Annotated in this window: 17 protein-coding genes and 1 tRNA gene; 7 read left to right on the top strand and 11 right to left on the bottom strand. The window is 58.3% G+C overall.

Annotation, left to right across the window (positions count from 1 at the left end):
- Positions 1–364 precede the first annotated feature (364 nt).
- Entirely contained in the window at positions 365–1,627 is a 1,263-nt protein-coding gene (locus CFA77_RS06425) for a SulP family inorganic anion transporter (RefSeq protein ID WP_206992750.1), read from the top strand.
- Positions 1,628–1,633: 6 nt separating this feature from the next.
- Here CFA77_RS06425 and CFA77_RS06430 read toward each other — a convergent pair whose 3' ends face one another.
- The 5 genes from CFA77_RS06430 to CFA77_RS06450 form a co-directional block, all read right to left on the bottom strand.
- Positions 1,634–2,593, bottom strand: coding sequence for a lysophospholipid acyltransferase family protein (locus tag CFA77_RS06430; RefSeq protein WP_206992751.1), 960 nt, complete (start codon positions 2,591–2,593; stop codon positions 1,634–1,636).
- Positions 2,590–3,585, bottom strand: a complete 996-nt coding sequence (gene lpxK, locus CFA77_RS06435; protein WP_206992752.1) for a tetraacyldisaccharide 4'-kinase — start codon at positions 3,583–3,585, stop codon at positions 2,590–2,592. The genes CFA77_RS06430 and lpxK overlap by 4 nt, the downstream gene beginning before the upstream one ends.
- Positions 3,582–4,778 (bottom strand): 3-deoxy-D-manno-octulosonic acid transferase, encoded by a 1,197-nt coding sequence (locus CFA77_RS06440; protein ID WP_206992753.1) that lies wholly within the window; start codon positions 4,776–4,778, stop codon positions 3,582–3,584. The genes lpxK and CFA77_RS06440 overlap by 4 nt, the downstream gene beginning before the upstream one ends.
- Positions 4,779–4,840: 62 nt before the next feature.
- On the bottom strand, positions 4,841–5,551 hold the full coding sequence (locus tag CFA77_RS06445; protein WP_206992754.1) for a lysophospholipid acyltransferase family protein: 711 nt from the start codon (positions 5,549–5,551) through the stop codon (positions 4,841–4,843).
- A 121-nt stretch (positions 5,552–5,672) separates the two neighbouring features.
- Positions 5,673–5,747 (bottom strand) — tRNA-Val (locus CFA77_RS06450).
- A 473-nt stretch (positions 5,748–6,220) separates the two neighbouring features.
- Here CFA77_RS06450 and CFA77_RS06455 point away from each other — a divergent pair.
- Complete coding sequence (locus CFA77_RS06455) at positions 6,221–6,469, top strand: hypothetical protein (protein WP_034813781.1); 249 nt, start codon at positions 6,221–6,223, stop codon at positions 6,467–6,469.
- Here the strand turns inward: CFA77_RS06455 and CFA77_RS06460 are convergent.
- Positions 6,466–7,146, bottom strand: coding sequence for an HAD family hydrolase (locus tag CFA77_RS06460; RefSeq protein ID WP_206992755.1), 681 nt, complete (start codon positions 7,144–7,146; stop codon positions 6,466–6,468). The two genes, CFA77_RS06455 and CFA77_RS06460, sit on opposite strands and share 4 nt — an antisense overlap.
- 85 nt (positions 7,147–7,231) lie before the next feature.
- Between CFA77_RS06460 and glmU the strand changes: the two genes are divergently transcribed.
- The 3 genes from glmU to gor are packed head-to-tail and all read left to right on the top strand — an operon-like array spanning position 7,232 to position 10,761.
- Positions 7,232–8,602: a bifunctional UDP-N-acetylglucosamine diphosphorylase/glucosamine-1-phosphate N-acetyltransferase GlmU gene (gene glmU, locus CFA77_RS06465; RefSeq protein ID WP_206992756.1), complete on the top strand. Its 1,371-nt coding sequence runs from the start codon at positions 7,232–7,234 to the stop codon at positions 8,600–8,602.
- Positions 8,603–8,608: 6 nt separating this feature from the next.
- The gene (rpiA, locus tag CFA77_RS06470) at positions 8,609–9,310 is read left to right on the top strand and encodes a ribose-5-phosphate isomerase RpiA (RefSeq protein ID WP_206992757.1); all 702 of its coding nucleotides are present in this window, start codon (positions 8,609–8,611) and stop codon (positions 9,308–9,310) included.
- A 50-nt stretch (positions 9,311–9,360) separates the two neighbouring features.
- On the top strand, positions 9,361–10,761 hold the full coding sequence (gene gor, locus CFA77_RS06475; RefSeq protein ID WP_206992758.1) for a glutathione-disulfide reductase: 1,401 nt from the start codon (positions 9,361–9,363) through the stop codon (positions 10,759–10,761).
- 27 nt (positions 10,762–10,788) lie between these two features.
- Here gor and CFA77_RS06480 read toward each other — a convergent pair whose 3' ends face one another.
- Both CFA77_RS06480 and CFA77_RS06485 read right to left on the bottom strand, forming a co-directional pair.
- Positions 10,789–12,363, bottom strand: coding sequence for a caspase family protein (locus tag CFA77_RS06480; protein WP_206992759.1), 1,575 nt, complete (start codon positions 12,361–12,363; stop codon positions 10,789–10,791).
- A gap of 65 nt (positions 12,364–12,428) precedes the next feature.
- Positions 12,429–13,727: an AAA family ATPase gene (locus CFA77_RS06485; RefSeq protein WP_206992760.1), complete on the bottom strand. Its 1,299-nt coding sequence runs from the start codon at positions 13,725–13,727 to the stop codon at positions 12,429–12,431.
- A 153-nt stretch (positions 13,728–13,880) separates the two neighbouring features.
- On the opposite strand from CFA77_RS06485, the gene CFA77_RS06490 reads away from it, so the two are divergent.
- Positions 13,881–15,257, top strand: coding sequence for a class II 3-deoxy-7-phosphoheptulonate synthase (locus CFA77_RS06490; RefSeq protein WP_206992761.1), 1,377 nt, complete (start codon positions 13,881–13,883; stop codon positions 15,255–15,257).
- A gap of 12 nt (positions 15,258–15,269) precedes the next feature.
- Positions 15,270–16,688 carry an MATE family efflux transporter gene (locus CFA77_RS06495; protein ID WP_206992762.1) on the top strand — a complete coding sequence of 473 codons (1,419 nt, stop codon included), beginning with the start codon at positions 15,270–15,272 and terminating at the stop codon, positions 16,686–16,688.
- Between the two features lie 35 nt (positions 16,689–16,723).
- Here the strand turns inward: CFA77_RS06495 and CFA77_RS06500 are convergent, their stop codons facing one another.
- The 3 genes from CFA77_RS06500 to CFA77_RS06510 form a co-directional block, all read right to left on the bottom strand.
- Positions 16,724–16,990: an HU family DNA-binding protein gene (locus CFA77_RS06500; protein WP_034813765.1), complete on the bottom strand. Its 267-nt coding sequence runs from the start codon at positions 16,988–16,990 to the stop codon at positions 16,724–16,726.
- Between the two features lie 100 nt (positions 16,991–17,090).
- Positions 17,091–18,002 (bottom strand): hypothetical protein, encoded by a 912-nt coding sequence (locus CFA77_RS06505; protein ID WP_206992763.1) that lies wholly within the window; start codon positions 18,000–18,002, stop codon positions 17,091–17,093.
- 2 nt (positions 18,003–18,004) lie between these two features.
- Positions 18,005–19,027, bottom strand: coding sequence for an NADP-dependent oxidoreductase (locus CFA77_RS06510; protein ID WP_206992764.1), 1,023 nt, complete (start codon positions 19,025–19,027; stop codon positions 18,005–18,007).
- Positions 19,028–19,148: the final 121 nt, after the last annotated feature.

Consider the following 19,148-nt stretch of genomic DNA (forward strand, 5'->3'; position numbering starts at 1 on the left):
AGGTGTTGGCGAATGGCTGTCAATGCAGAGTTGATTGCCTGCCGGGATGTTTCCTCACGTCCGTCTGGAATCGTTGAAGGAAGTGAGAATCCGGTCATTCGTTCAAGCCCCTGAGACTCGCAATGGTTTACTGGCAAAGAAAACCAGTTTCAGCGGCAACCGTATCCCAGTGTCCCTTAAACTCCGTTCCACACTTCATTGAAGCCCAACACTCTTTCTTCGGACTTTCGTAAGAATTTTCGAAGGCGATTTGCCAGATCGAAAGTCTATCCATCGCGACAAATTCGGCCCTTTTCGATGCGCGTGGTGCGGGTGTAGGCGTACTTGTATGGGTAACGGGGTGGCATGGCATGGCCGGGCACGAATGAAGCCGAAGATTCTGACAACGATCCAGACCTATTCGGGGCCGCTCTTTGTGGCGGACCTGTTTGCAGGTGTGACAGTGGCGCTCGTCGCCATCCCGCTTAGCCTGGCGATTGCCATTGCGTCAGGAGCCGACCCGGCGGCGGGTCTTGTCACGGCAATCATCGCGGGGTTCCTGATTTCATTCCTGGGCGGCAGCCGGGTTCAGATCGGCGGGCCGACTGGCGCATTCATCGTCGTCGTTTTCGGCGTAATCGTTGCGCACGGTTATGGCGGACTCGTTCTGGCGACGTTCATGGCAGGGGTCATTCTGATTGTCGCCGGACTGATGAGGGCAGGCAACCTGATCAGTTTTGTTCCGGAAGCGGTCGTGAACGGTTTCACCATCGGTATCGCCATTATCATTGCGGCGAGTCAGCTGAATGATTTGTTCGGCCTGACAACTTCCGACCTGCCGGCGGAATTCTTCAGCAAACTGGAAGTGCTGTGGGCGGCGCGCGGGACGGTAAATTGGGCATCCGTGGGAATCGGGGCTGCGACAATGGTTTTGATTGTCGGGTTGAGGCGGGTTGCACCGAAATTCCCGGGCCTGATCGTGGCCGTGGGGCTGACATCAGCGGTCGTGTATTTGTTTCACCTGCCAGTCGATACAATTGGCAGCCGGTTCGGGGCATTGCCGAGCCAGTTGCCGATGCCGAAACTGCCCGGGCTCAGTCTGGACCGTGTGACGGAACTCCTGCCTTCAGCTTTTGTGATTGCCTTCCTGGCGGGTGTGGAATCCCTTCTGTCCGCTATGGTGGCGGACCGGATGACGGGCGGGCAGTACCGACGCAATGCCGAAGTGATGGCACAGGGGGCAGCGAACATGGGATCTGCATTGTTCGGTGGCCTGCCTGCGACGGGCGCGATTGCGCGCACGGCGACGAATGTGCGGGCGGGCGGAAAGACGCCGGTCGCCGGTATTGTTCACGCGTTCACAATCCTGATGGCCGTTTTGTTTGCGGCGCCCCTGGCGGGTTATCTGGCGATGCCCGCACTGGCGGGACTGTTGATGTTGACGGCATGGAACATGAGTGAGCCGCACAAATGGCGAGCTTATATGTCGGACGAGAAAGCGAATGTCGCACTGTTGCTGATCACGCTTGTGCTGACCGTGGTGGCTGATCTGACAATCGCGATCGGCGTAGGTGTTTCTCTGGGACTCGCGATCCGTCTGCGGCGTCGGCATGTGGGGCCTGCCGATTGGAGCGAACCGGAGCGCTAGCTCGGATCAGGTGATGCCGGCGACCTTCCAGGCTTCCTTTGGCCAGCGGCGATGCTGCCAGAACCATTGGCCCGGATTTGCGCGGACCTGTTCTTCAATGAAATCCGTAATACGCTGGACGCTGCGCTGGATGTCTGCGGTCTCGTCCCCGGTCGTTTCCGGCATGAAGGGTTCATGGAAGGTGATCCGGAACCGGGCTGGGCCTGTGCGCACGGTCGAGACGGGCACGATCGGCACACCGTATTTCATGGCAAGCCGTGTCGGCCCCGGCGCGGTCATGGCGTCATGCCCAAAGAAAGGGACGGCGATGCCCTCATTGAATTTCTGGTCGTTCATCAGCGCGATGGTCTGGCCCTTGGCCAGAGCACGCATCAATTCGCGGGTGCCGACGCCTTTGGGTGCGTTGATCTGGGTGCCATAGGCCGCGCGGAGATCCGAAATGCGTCGATCAATATGGGGGTTATTCAAGGCGCGATAGGTCATCACCGCGTCCGGCAGGCGCTGGGTGATTGTGGCAGGCATGATTTCCCAATTGGCGAAGTGGCCGGAAATGAAGACCGCACCCTTGTCGCTGGCCTTCAGGCGATCCAGCACGTCAAGACCGACAATGTCTACTCTTCCAGACGTGTACGGATCGATGGATGGCAGGTGCGGCAGCTCGCCTGCGACGCGGCCGGCACTCTCCCATGCATCGAGTGCGGTCTGCTCGATCTGTACATCTGTCCAATCCGGAAAAGCGAGCCGGAGATTGCGCTTCACTGTCTTGTGCTGGGAAAGGCGCGGGCCGATCTTCTTCATCAGCCAGCCACCAAAATTGGAGGCACGATCTGGGCCGAGCAGCTTCATCGGCCCCCAATAGAGTAGATCCCAGCCAATGGTTTCCAGCCGCCACTGAACGCGCTGCCAAAACGTCGCTCGATTGTCGATATCTTTTGGGCGAATATATTTCGGGGCGGTCTGGGTCATGAATCATCTGGATAGAGGAGCGGGTTGAGCAGCGCGTCAAGTTGGCGGATGTCATCAAACTCTGCGGTGACCGGGAATTGCAGGATGCCGCCACGATCATCAGGATGGATGCGGACATAGTCCTTGCTGGTCGTGATCAGGCGCGCGCCGCGGGATTTTGCGAGCTTGTGGAGGAAGCCGAGTTCCTTCGGGGAATAGTCGTGATGATCCGGATAGCCGACCGCTTCGCTGATATCGCCGCCATGATCTTTCAGGCTCTCAAAGAATTTCTGCGGACGTCCGATGCCCGCGAATGCCACCAGCGGGCCAGACGGCGCTGGCCCCGACGGGACAATTCTGGCGCGCAGCACGGGCAGGCCGCTCTGCTGCACGCGTTGAGGGACATCGCCATCCCCCATCAGGATCACCGCATCGGCGCGGGCGAGTCCATCCTCAACAGGTTCCCTTAATGGGCCTTTGGGCAGGACGTAGCCATTGCCGAAAGGGGCAGCCGCATCAATCACGACGAACGACAGGTCCTTCACGACGCTTGGGTTCTGATGGCCGTCATCCATGATGGCGACCTTGGTGCCATAAAAGGCCATCAGTTGGACCCCGGCGAACCTGTCCTTGCCGATCCAGCTTTCGCCGGTCTGGGACAGCAGAAGAGGCTCATCGCCGCACATGTCTGCGGTATGCCAGGTTGGATAGATCTTCTGTGGACTGATTTCGGAGCCACCATAGCCGCGTGACAGGCTGGACGCGTGAATGCCTTTCAGCTCGATATGATGGCGGATAGCCTGCACGATGGGCGTCTTGCCGACGCCGCCGGTCGTCAGGTTGCCGACGCAAATGACGGGGATTGATGTGCGCGCCGGGGTGGCCTTGGCCAGCTTGCGGCGGATGCCCCATGTATAAAGAGCGGCAAGAGGGCTGAGCAGAGCGCGAGTCAGGGGCGCAGCTTCCCGAGATTTCGGATCGAGCCCGGCCGACCAGAAGTACGGCGCCTTCATTGTAGCAGGCCTGGTTCGGGAAGAAGCGGCAACAGGGCTTCCAAAGTCACCGTCATGGGCGCATCAGCCGCTTCATTCAGGGCGGCGAGCGCTTCGGCAGCTGGCGGTTCCATTGTCAGCAGTGCCTTGCCTATGGCCTTGGGCGTCTTCAGGCGCCGGATTAGACCGCGCTTTTCCAGATCATCCATCATTGTGGCGAAGTTGAACACATCGGGACCCGTCACGACAGGGCGACCGAGGCGAACAGGTTCCAGCGGATTGTGTCCGCCGACGCCTTCCGTGTGCCCGCCGCCAAGAAAGACGGCATCTGCCAAGCGATACCAGAGGCCCATTTCTCCCATAGTATCAGCGAGCAGGATTCGGGTACGGGGTGTGGGCGTCTCGCCGCGGGACCGACGCGCCAGCGGCAGGCCGCGCGTCTTGAGCAGGCTTTCGATGGCGTCGCCGCGGTCCGGATGGCGCGGGGCAATGATCAGCGCGGTGTCGTCATTGCCTTTGAGGGCATCGAGGAAAATCGCTTCCTCGCCGTCATGCGTCGATGCGGCCAGGATACAACGCCGGTCGCCAAGGAAGTTCTCGCGCAGGCGGCGGATCTCCACGTCACTGGCCGAAGGCGGCGGGAGGGCAGACTTCATGTTGCCGGTGGACTGGACTGGCTGATCGAGCAGGGTTTCCAAACGTCGGGCCGTGTCGGTGTCGGCGGCAAGGACGACATCAAACCGACCGACCAGGCGTTGGAAGGCTCGGCTGAGCTTCTGCCAGCCTTCGGCAGACGAATCCGTCATGCGTCCGTTCACCAGTGCGCGTTTCGCGCCGGACTTTTCCGCTTCGAGGATCAGGTTGGGCCAGAATTCGCCTTCGCCAAAAATGCAAAGATCAGGTTGCCAGTGCTGGATGAAGCGGCGCGCAATCGCCGGTGTATCGAGTGGTGCCATGAGATGGATGGCACGGTCGGGCAGGGCGGGGCCGAGCAGGCGCGCCGATGTCTGGGTCTGGCTGGTGAAGAGGAGCAGCAGGTCCGGGCGCTTTTCGAGCAGTCGCTGGCCCAGTTCGAGCAGGAGTTGGCTCTCACCGACACTGGCACCGTGTAGCCAGACGAGCGTGCCGCCCGGCATGCGGCGGGGCATGTTGCGCGCGAGCCGCTCATTGATGCGGCCATAGTCTTCCTTGCCGGCGCGGGCACGACGTTTCATTAAGCCGCCCAAAAAAGGCGAGGCGGCCTGCGTCAGGGTCCGGTAAAGATGGATCGCGGCTGTCATGTCTTGTCTGAATCCGATTGCGTCTCAGCAGGATAGCCCGCCAGCATGTCGGCTCTCCGGGTCGCCTCATCAAGCCGTTTCTGCAATTCGGCCTGAATCTGCTGAGGATCGCTGTCGCGTGATACGAGGATTGGTTCGCCATATACAATGGCACCTCGTGCGAACGGATAGGGAATAATCAGGCGGTCCCAGGTCGACAGGCGCGAGGCCGGTTTTATCGAGAGCGCGTAGGGCAGTATTGGCACGCCCGCGCGCTGGGCAATCATGACCGCACCGGGGCTGACGATTTCCGCCGGACCGCGGGGGCCATCGGGCGTGATACAGACCACAGTACCCGATTTGAGCAAACGGACTGCTTCGGCAATCGCGCGGATGCCACCCTTGTCCTTCTTTGCCTTTTTCTTGTTCCCGGCTGAGCCCCGAATGGGGTGAAGCCCAAGATGGGCGATCGCGCGGGTGACGGCCTCCCCATCGGGGGACAATGAAACCAACATCGCGCCGTTCTGTATCTGTCCGGGCCAATGCTTCATGTTGCGGATCCAGCCACTGGGCAGGAGGAGGATACGAGAATGCCAGCCCGTAAGGACGACGCCGTTATAGTTGGTCCACAAGCTGCGCGCTGACTCTTCCCCTTCGACCTTCCACCGGACGGAACGCGCAATGAGGGACATCCAGCCCCAAATCAGAACGCCGAGTATGGAGGTCATAACCTTGGATCGGAACAGGGATTTCATCGCACCGCCTTATACTGCGCTTCGGCGCGCTCACCATGAATTAGATGCGCGGGATAAGTGAATGACAGGTTGAAGCAGGGCGCAACGGGGCGAATGGTGGGCGATAGTGGGTTCGAACCACTGACCCCTGCCGTGTGAAGGCAGTGCTCTACCACTGAGCTAATCACCCAATTCAGCGAAGCAGATGGCGTAATCTGCGCCTGAGTCGAGGTCAAGTCCGGATGTCTGCTGGCGCTGCGTCGCGTAAAATGACTGATTATAGCTATGCATAAACACATTCCTCGCATGCATTACAATCGTTTGCGCATGCACCCTTGGGGGGACGACTTCTCGCGCTAAGGGTAGAAATGCCTCGCTGTACCATGATCTGGTTACAAGGATTTGGTAGTTCTTTAGATTTTTTCTGATTGCGAGCAGATTTTTGTTTGCGATAACATGAATATGAACAGGCGTTCATTATGAACGGATGTTCATCGGAGAACCTTACACTAGTTTCATTCGAAATTAGCCTTGAGAAAACCACAAAAAATGGTCATGTTCCGGTCACACAAGACAGCCCGACGAACGGACTGCATAAACATATAAGAAGGACAGGCGGGGGCCTAAGGCCCTAATAACAGTACAGCCTGGAGAGAGAGAAAAATGAAAGACTGGTGTGACGAAGACGGCGCAAAGCGCCTTCGTGAGAAAATTAGTGCCTATTGGGCAGAGCGTGGCTATGAAGTTGATGTCGACCTGATCGATGCTGGCTTTGTTCCTGCCATGCGGTCTGCACGCACTGATGTACGCAGCAACATGGTGAACGGCATGCCGCGTCGCCGTATTGCAAATGAAACGGGCTCCGCCCGTCCTAGCTACCGTCCACGCGAACAGCGTGAACTTTCGGCTTAGCTGACAAATCCATCCACAACTGAGACCAACTTGGAATAGTGCTCCAGCACGATGTCAGGTTCAAGCTGTTGTGGTGATTCCTCTTCGTACCCGAACGGGACGAAAATGAAGGGCAGTCCGGCATTCCGGGCTGCCCTTTCATCTGTGCGGGAGTCTCCGATCATCAAAGCGCGTTCGGGCGAACCGCCGGCGGCCTCGATCGTGCGCAGGATATGGTCTCCATCCGGTTTCCGGTTGGGTACGCTGTCTGCTCCCACAATCGCGGCGAAGTAACGGGTAAGGTCCAGTTCCGCCAGCAACTGGTCGGAAAGGGCCTGTTTCTTGTTCGTGCAGACAGCCAGCGTTGCGCCACCGGCGGACAGGGTGGTCATCGCTTTAACTACGCCATCAAAGGCATGCGAGTGGTCTGCGATGTTTGCGGCGTAATAGTCCAGAAACTGCTCAAGAAAGACATCCAGGTCCGAATCGGACGGCGTGATGCCGTGCGCCAGCAGGCCTTTTACGATCATCGCGCGGGCACCGTGACCGATCATCGTGGCGATTGTGTCCAAAGTGACCGGCGTGAGATCGGCATTGGTCAGCACATGGTTCAGCGCTTCCAGCAGATCGGGCGCCGTGTTCACAAGCGTACCGTCCAGGTCGAAGACAATTGTCCATCCGTCGAAGGGTTTTGACATATGCGCCGCAATTCCTTTTCGGTCTCGCCTTGAATCGGCCTTTGGTCTAGGCGAAAGGACTAGGGAAAGCGAGAGGGCAGAACCTGTGGAAAAACCGGCCAGAGAACGTGCAGCGGTCATTCTTGCGGCTGGCAAGGGCACGCGGATGAAGTCCGATCTGCCCAAGGTGATGCACAAGGTGGCTGGCAGGCCGATGATCGACTGGTCAATAGCGCTTGCCAGAGACGTCGGATGCGACCGGATCGTTGTTGTTGCACACCCATCGCAAACGATTCTGATCGATCATGTTGGCGCGTTGCTGGGAGCCGACTCTCTTGCCTATCAGGATCCGCCTATGGGAACTGGTCATGCTGTGCGGTGCGCCGAGGAAGCGCTTGCGGGTTTCGAAGGCGACCTTGTTGTCCTGTATGGCGACAGCCCGCTCGTGCCGGCCTCTGCGATCGGGAGCCTGTTCGACAGTCTGAGCGACGGCGCGGCGATTGGGGTGCTGGGCTTTGATGCGGCCGAGCCCGGTCTGTATGGCCGCCTCATCACCTCCGGTCATGGAGACCTCGAAGCAATCGTCGAAGCGCGTGAGGCGACCCCCGAGCAACTGGATGTAACGCTCTGCAATTCCGGCGTCATGGCAGGCGATGCGGTCACCATGTTCAGCCTTTTGCAGAAGGTGACGAACGACAATGCCAAGGGCGAATACTATCTGACTGATCTTGTCGCATTGGCGCGGGCCGAGGACATGACCTGCAAGGCCGTGCGCTGCGATGAGGACGATCTGATCGGGTGTGATTCCAAGGCTGACCTTGCCGAGGCGGAATCCATTTTCCAAAATCGCCGCCGCATGCAAGCCATGGCGGATGGGGTATCTCTGATTGCGCCGGAAACGGTCTGGTTTTCCCACGATACTTTGCTTGAGGCCGATGTGACCGTGGAGCCGAATGTTGTGTTCGGACCCGGTGTCATCGTGCAGTCTGGTGCGGTGATCCGGGCCTTCAGCCATCTGGAAGGTGCGCAGGTTGGGCCGGGTTGTTCCGTCGGTCCCTATGCCCGGCTTCGCCCCGGTACGGTTCTGGAGAAGGACGCCTTCATCGGAAACTTCGTTGAGGTGAAGAGTACAACGATGGGAGAAGGGGCCAAGGCGAGTCATCTTTCCTATCTGGGTGATGGCCAGGTTGGTGCGGATGTGAATATCGGCGCGGGCACGATCTTCTGCAATTATGATGGCTTCCTGAAGTATCACGTCCGCATTGAAGATGGCGCGTTTATCGGTTCCAACAGTGCGCTCGTGGCACCGGTCAGGATTGGGCGCGGAGCGGTCGTTGGCTCTGGCAGTGTCGTTACGGACGACGTTTCTGCCGATGCCTTGGCATTGGGGCGCGCCCGTCAGACGGAAATCAAGGATTGGGCGATTGAATTCCGGAGCCGGAAGGCATCGGAAAAGGCAGACAAGCAAAAGGGCTGAAGGCTGATGGCGAACGAGCACGAGAAAGAGAATGCCGCGATGGCAGCGATGGAATATGTCGAGGACGGCATGACCATCGGCCTCGGCACCGGTTCGACGGCGAAGTATTTTGTCGAGATGTTGGCTGAGGAAGTGGCTGACGGACTTGTGGTCCGGTGTATCGAGACAAGCGAACAGACACGCCGTCTTGCCAGCAGCCTTGGTGTTCCGCTGATCCCCTTCGAACAGGTCGAGCGCATTCATTTGACTGTAGACGGCGCGGATGAGGTCGATCCGCAGGGGCAATTGATCAAGGGCGGCGGCGCCGCTTTGCTGCGCGAGAAGATTATCGCCAATGCCAGCGATCACATGGTGGTGATCGCGGACCCGTCAAAACAGGTCGAACGGCTCGGGAAGTTTCCTCTGCCGGTGGAAGTTACGCCGTTCGGATACACAATCACTGCGAAGCTTGTTTACGACGTGTTGGCGGCTGCCGGTATTGACCGCCCACGCGTGCAGCTGAGGTCGCTGACCAATGGTGAACTCGTGGTCACTGATGGCGGCAACCATATCCTGGACTGTCATTGCGAGCGCATCCCAGACGCTGAGGCGTTGGCAGCGCGATTGTCCAATGTGCCGGGCGTAGTGGAGCATGGCCTGTTCATTGGTCTCGCGCGGACTGTCATCATCGGCAATGAGAATGGCGCCACGGTGTTTGAATTCTCCTGATCCCGCCTCATATGGGTGGTCGAAACCTGTAAAGATTCAAGGACCCTCCCATGACCGACGCGACACATGACTTTGACTTATTCGTAATCGGCGGAGGGTCGGGCGGTGTCCGTGCGGCGCGTCTGGCAGCATTGTCTGGTGCCAAGGTTGGACTGGCGGAAGAGTATCGCATGGGCGGCACATGCGTGATCCGCGGGTGCGTACCGAAGAAGTTTATGGTTTACGCCAGCAAGTACGGCAAAGACATCAAGAAAGCGGCTGGCTATGGCTGGTCTACGGGGGAGGTCAGCTACGATCATTCGGCGTTCGCAACGGCAATGCATGCTGAAGTCGACCGCTTATCCGGCATCTATTTCCGTAATCTGAAAAATGCTGGCGTCGAGATTTTCGAAGATCGGGCCGAGTTCGTGGACAAGAATTCGCTACGCCTGAAGCACAGCGGAAAGACCGTGACGGCAAAGAAAATTCTGGTGGCCGTTGGCGGGCGTCCGTGGCGACCCTCTCCGGAAGAGCTGCCGGGCGTTGAGCATACAATTACCTCTGACGAGATTTTCCATCTGGAAGAACTTCCGAAGCATCTCGTTATCGCAGGGGGCGGATACATTGCGGTAGAGTTCGCACACGTGTTTGCCGGTCTCGGCGTGCCGACCTGCCTGGTCTATCGCGGCGAGGAAGTGCTGCGCGGTTTTGATGCCGATGTACGCACCGAAGTGCATGAGGGTCTGAAGGAAGCTGGCGTGCAGGTCATCACCGGGACGGTGTTTGAGAAAATCGAGAAGCGGGACGGGGCGGATCTGCCCTTGCACCTGACCATGACCAATGGCCATACGCTCGACTGCGACGTTATCATGATGGGCGTTGGGCGCCGTCCGAACACGGAAGGCCTAGGTTGCGAAAATGCCGGCGTCGAATTAAATGAGAAGGGTGCCATTCCGGTCAATGAGTGGTCGAAGACAAATGTCGATACGGTATGGGCTGTTGGTGATGTGACCGACCGTGTCGCGTTGACGCCTGTGGCCATTCGCGAGGGCCACGCATTTGCGGAGACGGAATTCTACGACAAGCCTTGGCATTTTGATCACAGTGACATTCCGACGGCCGTATTCACTCAGCCAGAAGTCGGCACGGTTGGAATGACCGAGGCCGATGCTCGAAAAGAGTTCGGCGAAATCGATATCTACAAGACCAGGTTCAAGCCGATGAAGAATGCGCTGAACGGTGACCAAACACGCATCCTGATGAAGCTGGTTGTGCGCGCATCCGACGAAAAAGTCCTGGGTGTTCATATTGTTGGCGATGATGCCGCTGAAATGATCCAAATGGTTGGTATCGCCGTGAAGATGGGCGCCACAAAGCCGGACTTCGACCGGACCTGCGCGCTGCACCCCTCTTCCGCCGAGGAGTTGGTAACCATGCGCCAGAAATGGGTACCGGACGTGCAGGCGACCTAGCCGACGCCCCGGTCAGTGCTCCGGCGCCTAATTCTCCACGGGGAGATAGGCGTTGGAGGCGGCATTGAAGGCATGGACATTGTCGGAATCACAGACGAGCAGCGATAGTCCGTTCTGTCGGGCATTCACGATACCGAGGCGCTTGCAGGCGGTATCAACCGGGATCGGTGCAGGTTCTGTCGCGAGCGTCACCTTGCAATCGCTGAGCCTGCCCCAGCGGGACCAAAATCCGCAGGTCAAAGTATCGGCTGTGCCATCATCGTCCATGTCGAATGAGATCGACTGGGTAGCCGCGGCGTCATCAGTGTCCAAGCCGAACATGCTGGACCGAAGCTCGACGAGCGCGGTGACCTCGCGCTTGAACGTCTTGAGGACAAGCTCCGGCTTGTCAGCCTTCAGGGCGTATAGGTGAACATCCTGTTTGAAATCGTCCGTGTTCATGCCTTCATTGGAAGAAATGAACTTGGCAACCCAGCGCCCTTCATGGAGTTCTGCGGTCGGTGGATCCCAAGCATAGATGTCCTCAATCTTGCTGACGAGGAAGTGGCCGCTGCCCATGTCGGCGACGAAGAAGTATTCAGCCGGACAGCAATTGCCGCCGCCATGCACGGACACGATGGCGTCCAGCGTGCCGTCCGCATTGAAATCCTTGAGTAATTCCACCGTTGGGGCGCCGTAGCCAAATTCGTGAATTGTGTATTCTAGGCCATTGACGGTTGCCTTCAGGACGACATTCTCCTGCAGGAAAGAGAATTCGTCTTCCTGCTCAAACCAGTATTCCGCCTTGCGCGTCGGCTCTTCAGGCTGAGCGGGCGCGGCGGGGCCGGCCGTGCAGCCCGCAAAGCAAAGCCCACGTGGCAGTTTTCCCGGCGCCATGAAAGGGCGGCTGGAAGATTTGCGCTTGTCGGAAACTTCAGCGAGTGCCTGATAGAACGCAACGACTGCGTCCTGTCCGGGGCGGCGAATTTCCTCTGCCAGCGTATCGGCGAACAGGCCGTCATCCGGCGTGGTCTCTCCTGCTGCTGTGGCGAAGGCAACCAGCATTCCGGGACGTTGCGATACGCGCGTCATGCCTTTGTCGGCAATGGATTTCGAAAAGGCGAATTTCAGCTCGTTGCGGCAGGCATCGGACACGACGAAGACCGCTTTTGCCCTGGAGGCCTGAAGGCTGGCGAGGACTTCTTCGAGTTCGATCCCCTTGCGGAATATGTGGCTTGCCGCGGTGATGGTTTCCTTGGCGGGGATCAGGTAGTTGCGCGCTTCGCGATCATCGTAGGCGGCCGCGCCGTGCCCGGAATAGTAGAAGAACGCGATCACTTCATGGCCAGCATCGGCTTTTTCTCCGATGCGGGCCTCGAACTCGTCGAACGCATCTTCCATCCCGTCTTCGTCAAGATCAAACCGGGGCAGGGTCTCGAACCCGACCGCGGCCAGCGCTTCTTCCATTGTGCGCACATCCTTGTGCGTGTTGGTCAGAGCGCCGACTTCTGCCGGGTAGTCCTGGTTTCCGATCAGCAGGGCAATGCGTTTTTCGTCAGCCCGCGCATGGCTCACTAGTAACAGGCAAACGAGCAAGGCCGAGAACGATCTGAGCATCGACATTGTGCGTGTCCCCTATATCCACCAGAGCTGATACTAGGGGCACACGTCCGTAGTGTCACCCGCCATCAAGCTTCAACGAGCGATTTCAGCTCCAACGCGACCGTCTTGAGGCTCTCCCGGATGGGTTTCAGCCCGCCGCCGCGACCGGCATGAATGACCAATTGTTTCCAGGCGGGCTCGCCTTCACGCGGCGCCTTGACCTGCAAATGACCAGAGCGGGGCAGTGCTGAGCGTAGCAAGGCCCCCGCCAGGTCAAAGCCTGCTTTGGAATTGTATGCGCCGTTGCGAGCATCAGCTTCAAAGGTGGATTGCTCCGACCGGCCAACCGCATTGAACAGCACAGACAGGTCCGGGCGGTGTTCGGGGGCAATCTGTTCCCGGATGACCTGGTTCAGAAGGCGCACACCGCGCAGGGAGTAGATGTCGGCATGCATGGGGGCGAGCACGCGGTCGGCTGCCTCCAATGCGCATCGCGTCAGGAAGGTGGCGTTGGGATTGGTATCGAACACGATCAGATCATAATCGCTGCGATAGCGCTCAATGGACTGAAGGAAGTGTTCCTTGATCAGTGCGAGTGAGGCCGGGTCTGATGCGAAGGCGTACTTTGATATTTCGAACTGGCCGGAGATCAGGTCGAGCCGCCCGCCCGGACTGCCTTCGCCCATCAATTCATGGATGAGTTTTTCTTTCGGAACTGGCGCGAACGGGTCGGTGGAGAGGGTGAGCCAGGATTCTGCCGGACTGGTCGCATCCCGCGCATGCAGGCGCGACTTCTCGAACAGGGAGATGACCGACTTGTCTGCGGCAGCGCTGGCATCTGCGACATCCATTTCAAAAAAGGTCTGAGTGAGATTGTATTGCGGATCGAGATCAACCAGCAGGATGCGCCCACCAAGCGCGCCTTGCCATGCGCCGAAGACCTGGCTGGATATCGTCGTCTTGCCGACGCCGCCCTTCAAGTTCATCACCGCCAGCACGGGGCATTTGCTCTTGTAGGCTTGCCGCGTCTCGTTCACGAGTTGCTTGATGCCGTCTGGCGTTGTCGATGACAGGCGAAGGTGCGGCAGGACTTCATGCTTGAAGAAGCCATTCAGGCGGGCCTTGTCGATCTGATACGGGATCAGTTTGAGGCCGCGTGCCTTGGCGCGTTCGACATCCTGGCGCACGGCCTTGGACCGGACGGAGGATGCCGACACGAGAACAATCATGGCAAACGCGTCGTCAATCGACTGGTTTGCCATGTCGCGGGAAGCCCCATCGTTCGGCACATACCAGTCAGGAATGGCCGCCGTGCGGAGGGCTTCGTGCAGCTCCAGAAGCGCATCGAAATCCTTGGCGGAGTGGCTGATATAGACGTGCGACATGACTAGATTTGAGGTTCTCCGAGCGACAAAAGGCCTATGCAATTACTAAAAGGCCAAATCATGATTCCTCCACCAATCTGCTGTGAAATTATAGTGAAACTTGAGCGTGTGCCTGCCATGTGATTAATGCGGCTCATAATTGGAGTAACCGAGATGACCTGGACCCCCTCAGATTGGCGCCAACTGCCAGCAAAGCACATTCCGGAAGACTATCCGGATTCTGCCGCGCTTGCTGCAGTCGAGGAGAAGCTGAAAGGCTTTCCGCCGCTGGTCTTTGCTGGCGAGGCTCGTCGATTGAAGCAGCGCCTTGGCGAAGTGGCGGCCGGAGAGGCATTTCTACTGCAGGGCGGCGATTGCGCCGAGAGCTTCAAGGAGTTCCATCCCGACAATATTCGCGACACTTTCCGCGTGATCCTGCAGATGGCGGTCGTGCTGACCTTTGCGGCATCGAAGCCCGTGGTCAAAGTTGGCCGAATTGCTGGCCAGTTCGGCAAGCCGCGGTCGTCGCCCATCGAGACGATTGATGGGGTGACGCTGCCTTCTTATCGCGGTGACAATATCAATGGCATGGACTTCACGACCGAGAGCCGCATTCCAGATCCCGAGCGTCTGACTCAAGCCTACTCCCAGTCAGCGGCCACGCTGAACCTGCTGCGCGCCTTCAGCCAGGGCGGCTATGCGAACCTCGCCAACGTCCACCGCTGGATGCTCGGCTTTGTTGACCGTAGCCCGCAGGGCGAGCGGTATGAGCAATTGGCGGACCAGATTTCGAAGTCACTGGACTTCATGAAAGCTTGTGGTGTGACGCCCGATAGCGTTCCGCAAATGTCTCAGGTCGAATTCTATACCAGTCATGAAGCACTATTGCTCGGCTACGAAGAAGCGATGACACGCATCGATTCCACATCCGGCGAATGGTACGATACGTCAGCTCACATGCTGTGGATTGGCCATCGTACGCGCCAGATAGACCACGCTCATGTCAATTTCTGCAAGGGCGTGCGGAATCCGATCGGCATCAAATGTGGACCCGGACTGGAAACGGACGAGTTGCTGCGCCTGATCGAGACGCTGAACCCGAATGACGAGCCGGGCCGGATCACTCTGATCTCTCGTTTCGGATCGGACGGTGTGGCGCAAGGCCTGCCGCCACTGGCGCGCGCCGTGAAGAAAAGTGGCCGGACCGTGGTCTGGTCATGTGATCCGATGCACGGAAACACGCTGAAGACCGATAGTGGCTTCAAGACGCGTCCCGTGGATCGCATCCTGTCGGAAGTGCGCCAGTTCGTGGACGTGCTGTCGTCGGAAGGCTGCTATCCGGGTGGCGTACATTTTGAAATGACTGGCCAGGACGTGACCGAATGCATTGGCGGTGCTCAGGCGATTTCAGAAGAAGATCTGTCGTCTCGATACCACACTCATTGCGATCCTCGCCTGAATGGCGAACAGGCCCTTGAACTGGCTTTCATGATCGCAGAGAAGCTGCAGTCCGTCGGGGCCTCCGGCACCGCCGAACTCAAAGCGGGATAGAAAGACAGTTCCATGCGCACGCACCGCCTGGGCTGGCCTGCCTGGGCGCGGCCAGCCGACATTGCAGACCTGTTGCGGCTATCGGTACCGATAGCCTTCACGCGCATGTCGCAAATGCTGATGGCTGTGACGGATGCCGTTGTGCTTGGGCAATATGCGCCCGGTGAGCTGCCATATATTCTGAACTCGTGGCTGCCGATGGGCGTTTCGCTCGGGTTGGGACTCGGCATTCTGTTGGGTGTGCAGGTGCTGACCTCTGAACTGCTCGGTATTGGACGTGAGAAGGAAAGCGGCCGCATCTTCCGGCGCGGCCTGTGGACCAGCGTCTGGCTTGGCATCCTATTGATGGCGGTCGTCTATTTTTCGGCCAGCGCGCTGTTCACATGGCTCTTTGTCGATATTGCTCCCCCGACCGAGGTTGCGGCATCGGTCGACCCTCATACGGTCGCTGAATCCGTGGCGGGCGTAACCCGCATCCTGTCCTACGGGATGGTAGGCTTCATGATCTCCACGGTTTGCGGCTACTATCTGGAAGCGCTGCGCCGACCCTTGCTGGTCTCGGCCGTGATGTATTTCGGTGTACTACTCAACGTTATCATTGACCTCGCATTGGTCGGCGGATTTTGGGGGTTCGAGCCCATGGGGGCCGCAGGTGTGGCGTGGGCGACCACAGGCTCTCGCCTATTGATCACGATCTTGTTGCTCGTTGCCGTGATCTTGCTGACTCCCGCCTTCAGAAAGTCACCAACCAGTCCCGAAAACGAGGCCAAACGGCAGCTGTCGGTCGGCACGGGCACCGCCATCAGCAATGTTGCCGAGTGGGGTGGGTTTAACCTGACCTATGTGATCGCGACATGGATCAGCCTCGCTGCCAACTCTGTCTATGGCTATGCAATTCAGATCATGGGGCTTTGCTTCATGTTCTATCTGGGCATTGCGACCGCCACCAGCGTCCGCGTGGCGGAGGCCTATGGCCGACGAAACCTGACGGAGATGCGGGATGCAGGGCGTCTTGGCGTGGCAGCCACACTTGTGATGGGGGTGGCGCTTGGTGTGGTTCTGATCGTTTTCAATAATTCGTTGGCCGGCTTCCTCGTGAAGGATGATGCCGTGATCAACGGTGTTCATCTCGCATCCGGCATCGCTGCCCTGCTCGTGATGGTGTCATTTGTAACGGTTTTTGACGGGCTGCAGGCGACAGCCTCATTCGCGCTCAGGGCGCAGGAGATCGTCTGGTCGCCAAGCCTTATCCATATCGGCTCGTTCTTCCTGGTGATGCTGCCAGCCTGCTACTGGCTCGGCATTGTCGAAGGCCGGGGTGCACGCGGCATGATGGAGGGGGTGTTTGTCGGCGTGTTTACGGCTGGGATACTGCAAACCGTGTTGCTGGAATGGAAAACGGCGCGCCAGCCGAGCCGACGCGCCGCTTGAATTCCATGGTCAGGACCTATCAGTCCTGAGGAACCCTAGAGGTCTTTCAGAGCCGAAGCCGGCTTGAAAGCAGCCGATGTCTTTTCCGGGATCTTGATTTCTTCGCCGGTGGCTGGGTTGCGGCCCGTGCGAGCATTCCGGGTTTTGGCCGAGAATGTGCCGAAGCCTGCGATCGCCACTTGCTGACGGTCTTTCACGGCACCAGCAATTGCGTCGAAAACAGCGTCTACAGCCTTGCCGGCGTCGCTTTGCGACAGACCGGATTCACCTGCGACAGCTTTTGTAAGTTCGCCCTTATTCATAGGGGTTCTCCTCTAATGTTAAACGGCGATCCCCCGCCGTTGCAGCGACATACCCACGATTCGTAAGGCGTGAATATGACGAAAGCCCAATAAAGACGGGCTATGCGCCGAGAATCCAGCCCTCTTCTGACTGAATTTGCGATATTTTTCCCTCGTCAAGAGAACTATTTGTGGAAATTCGCCCATTCAACCGGCCTTTTTCGTCCATTTCCGAATAGTAATGGGCGATCTGGCGGACTTGTGCAGCATCTGGCGTTTCCCCCTTTTCCGGCTTTGAGGGAATGAGTGACGGGTAGACTTCGGCAATAACGACCTGAATGCCTTCAAGCGTCTCCTCGGTCATCTCGCCATCCTCGAATTCGAATGGCCAGATGCGTGAGGAGGGTAGTGACTGCCTGAGCGCGTGCACATGGGGAATTCCGGTCAGCGACTGGCTGCCCACGCTACCCGTATAAGCCAACTGCCAGACCGATTTCGGCTGTCCACGCTTTGAGTCTCTCAGATGGGTTTCAACGATACGGTACTCAGGTAGGGTCTGACCGCTGAATTCCGGCTTCTTGTCGGAGAGTGTCGAGACGACATCGCGTGCGGGAGCCCCCCAGAAAGGAAAAGGTCCTTTCGAGATCGCATAATTCATGCCGGCCGCAATCGCGTAGCGCGGATTGGAATTGTCGGCCTTGTCCTTCATCTTGGATGCCAGGTGCGCATGCATGGCCTGCCAAGGTGCCTTGGTCGATGTGTCGAGGCCCAATGCAGCCGCGGTGCCTGCCGGATAACCTAGCGAGAAGTCAAAGCCGATCAGGACGCGGTCTCCGCGCCCTGTCAGCTTGGCGATGATGCCATCAAGGAAAGTCCGCGCCTTGAGGCGCGTATCAATATTGACGGACTGGTACTGCAGCTTGAGCCGGGCATCTTTTGCAAGAATCCCGATCCAGATGGAGTTCTTGCCCGTCACAGGTTTGGACGCGGCACTCCAGTCCACCATGATATAGGCATCAAACAGACGCGACATAACTACCCCAGCTTGACCAGCATCTTGCCGGTATTGGCGCCTTCAAACAGGCCGATGAATGCTTCGGGTGCCTTTTCGATACCCTCTTTGACGGTCTCTTCGTATTTCATCTGACCAGACGGAATCCACTTTGCCATGTCCTGGAAAAAGTCGGGCTGCATATCGGCATGCGTAGATACAATGAAACCTTGGATCTTCAGCTGTTTGCCGACGATCTGAATAACATTGTGCGGGCCGGTTGGTTGGGCGGTCTCATTGTATTGCGCAATCATGCCGCATTCGGCGAAACGCGCCATTGGCCTGGCAACTTCAATAGCAGCGGTCAGGTGATCGCCGCCGACATTGTCGAAATAGACATCAATGCCTTTGGGAGCTGCTTCGCGCAGCGCTTTGACAAGTCCGTCGAAGCCGCCAGCGGCCTTGTAGTCGATGACATGATCCGCGCCGAGCGATTTGACGACGTCGCATTTCTCTTTGCCGCCCGCCGAACCAATCACAGTGCAGCCTTTGATCTTGGCAATCTGGACCACGGTTGAGCCGACCGCACCGGCTGCACCGGACACGAAGACCGTGTCGCCTTCTTTCAGTTCGGCAACCCGCAGCAGACCTGCATAGGCCGTCAGGCCCGGCATGCCTGCGACGCCAAGAAACGCGCTTTCCGGCAGGCCGACTTCGGGAAGCTTCTGAGCCATGGCCATTTCGGGCTTGCCAACCCACGCCGTGCGCCAGCCTGCCATGGAGGAGACGAGATCGCCTTCCTTGTAGTCTGGGTGGTTGGAAACCGTCACGCGGCCCACAGCGCCACCTTGCATGGTTTCACCGATCTGGAACGGCGGAACATAGCTTTCGCGGTCCTGCATACGGCCGCGCATATAAGGGTCGACCGACATCCACTCATTCTTGACCTGGATTTCGCCAGCGCCGGGTGGGGCGATGTCGATGGTTTTCATCTGGAAATCTGACAATTTCGGCATGCCAACCGGGCGGGCGGCAAGGGACCATTCGGTGGATGTGAGTGCAGTCATGATGTTTCCTTCCTCTATTTTGTAGAGGCGTAAGTGGACCGGCATACCGGACGTGTGAAGGGGGGCGACGGAAAGATTCTGTAATTCTCTGTGTGAGCGAGGCCTGAGCCCAAGACTTGCA

It is taken from the genome of Hyphomonas sp. KY3 (assembly GCF_017309975.1).
In the GTDB taxonomy this organism is placed as follows: domain Bacteria; phylum Pseudomonadota; class Alphaproteobacteria; order Caulobacterales; family Hyphomonadaceae; genus Hyphomonas.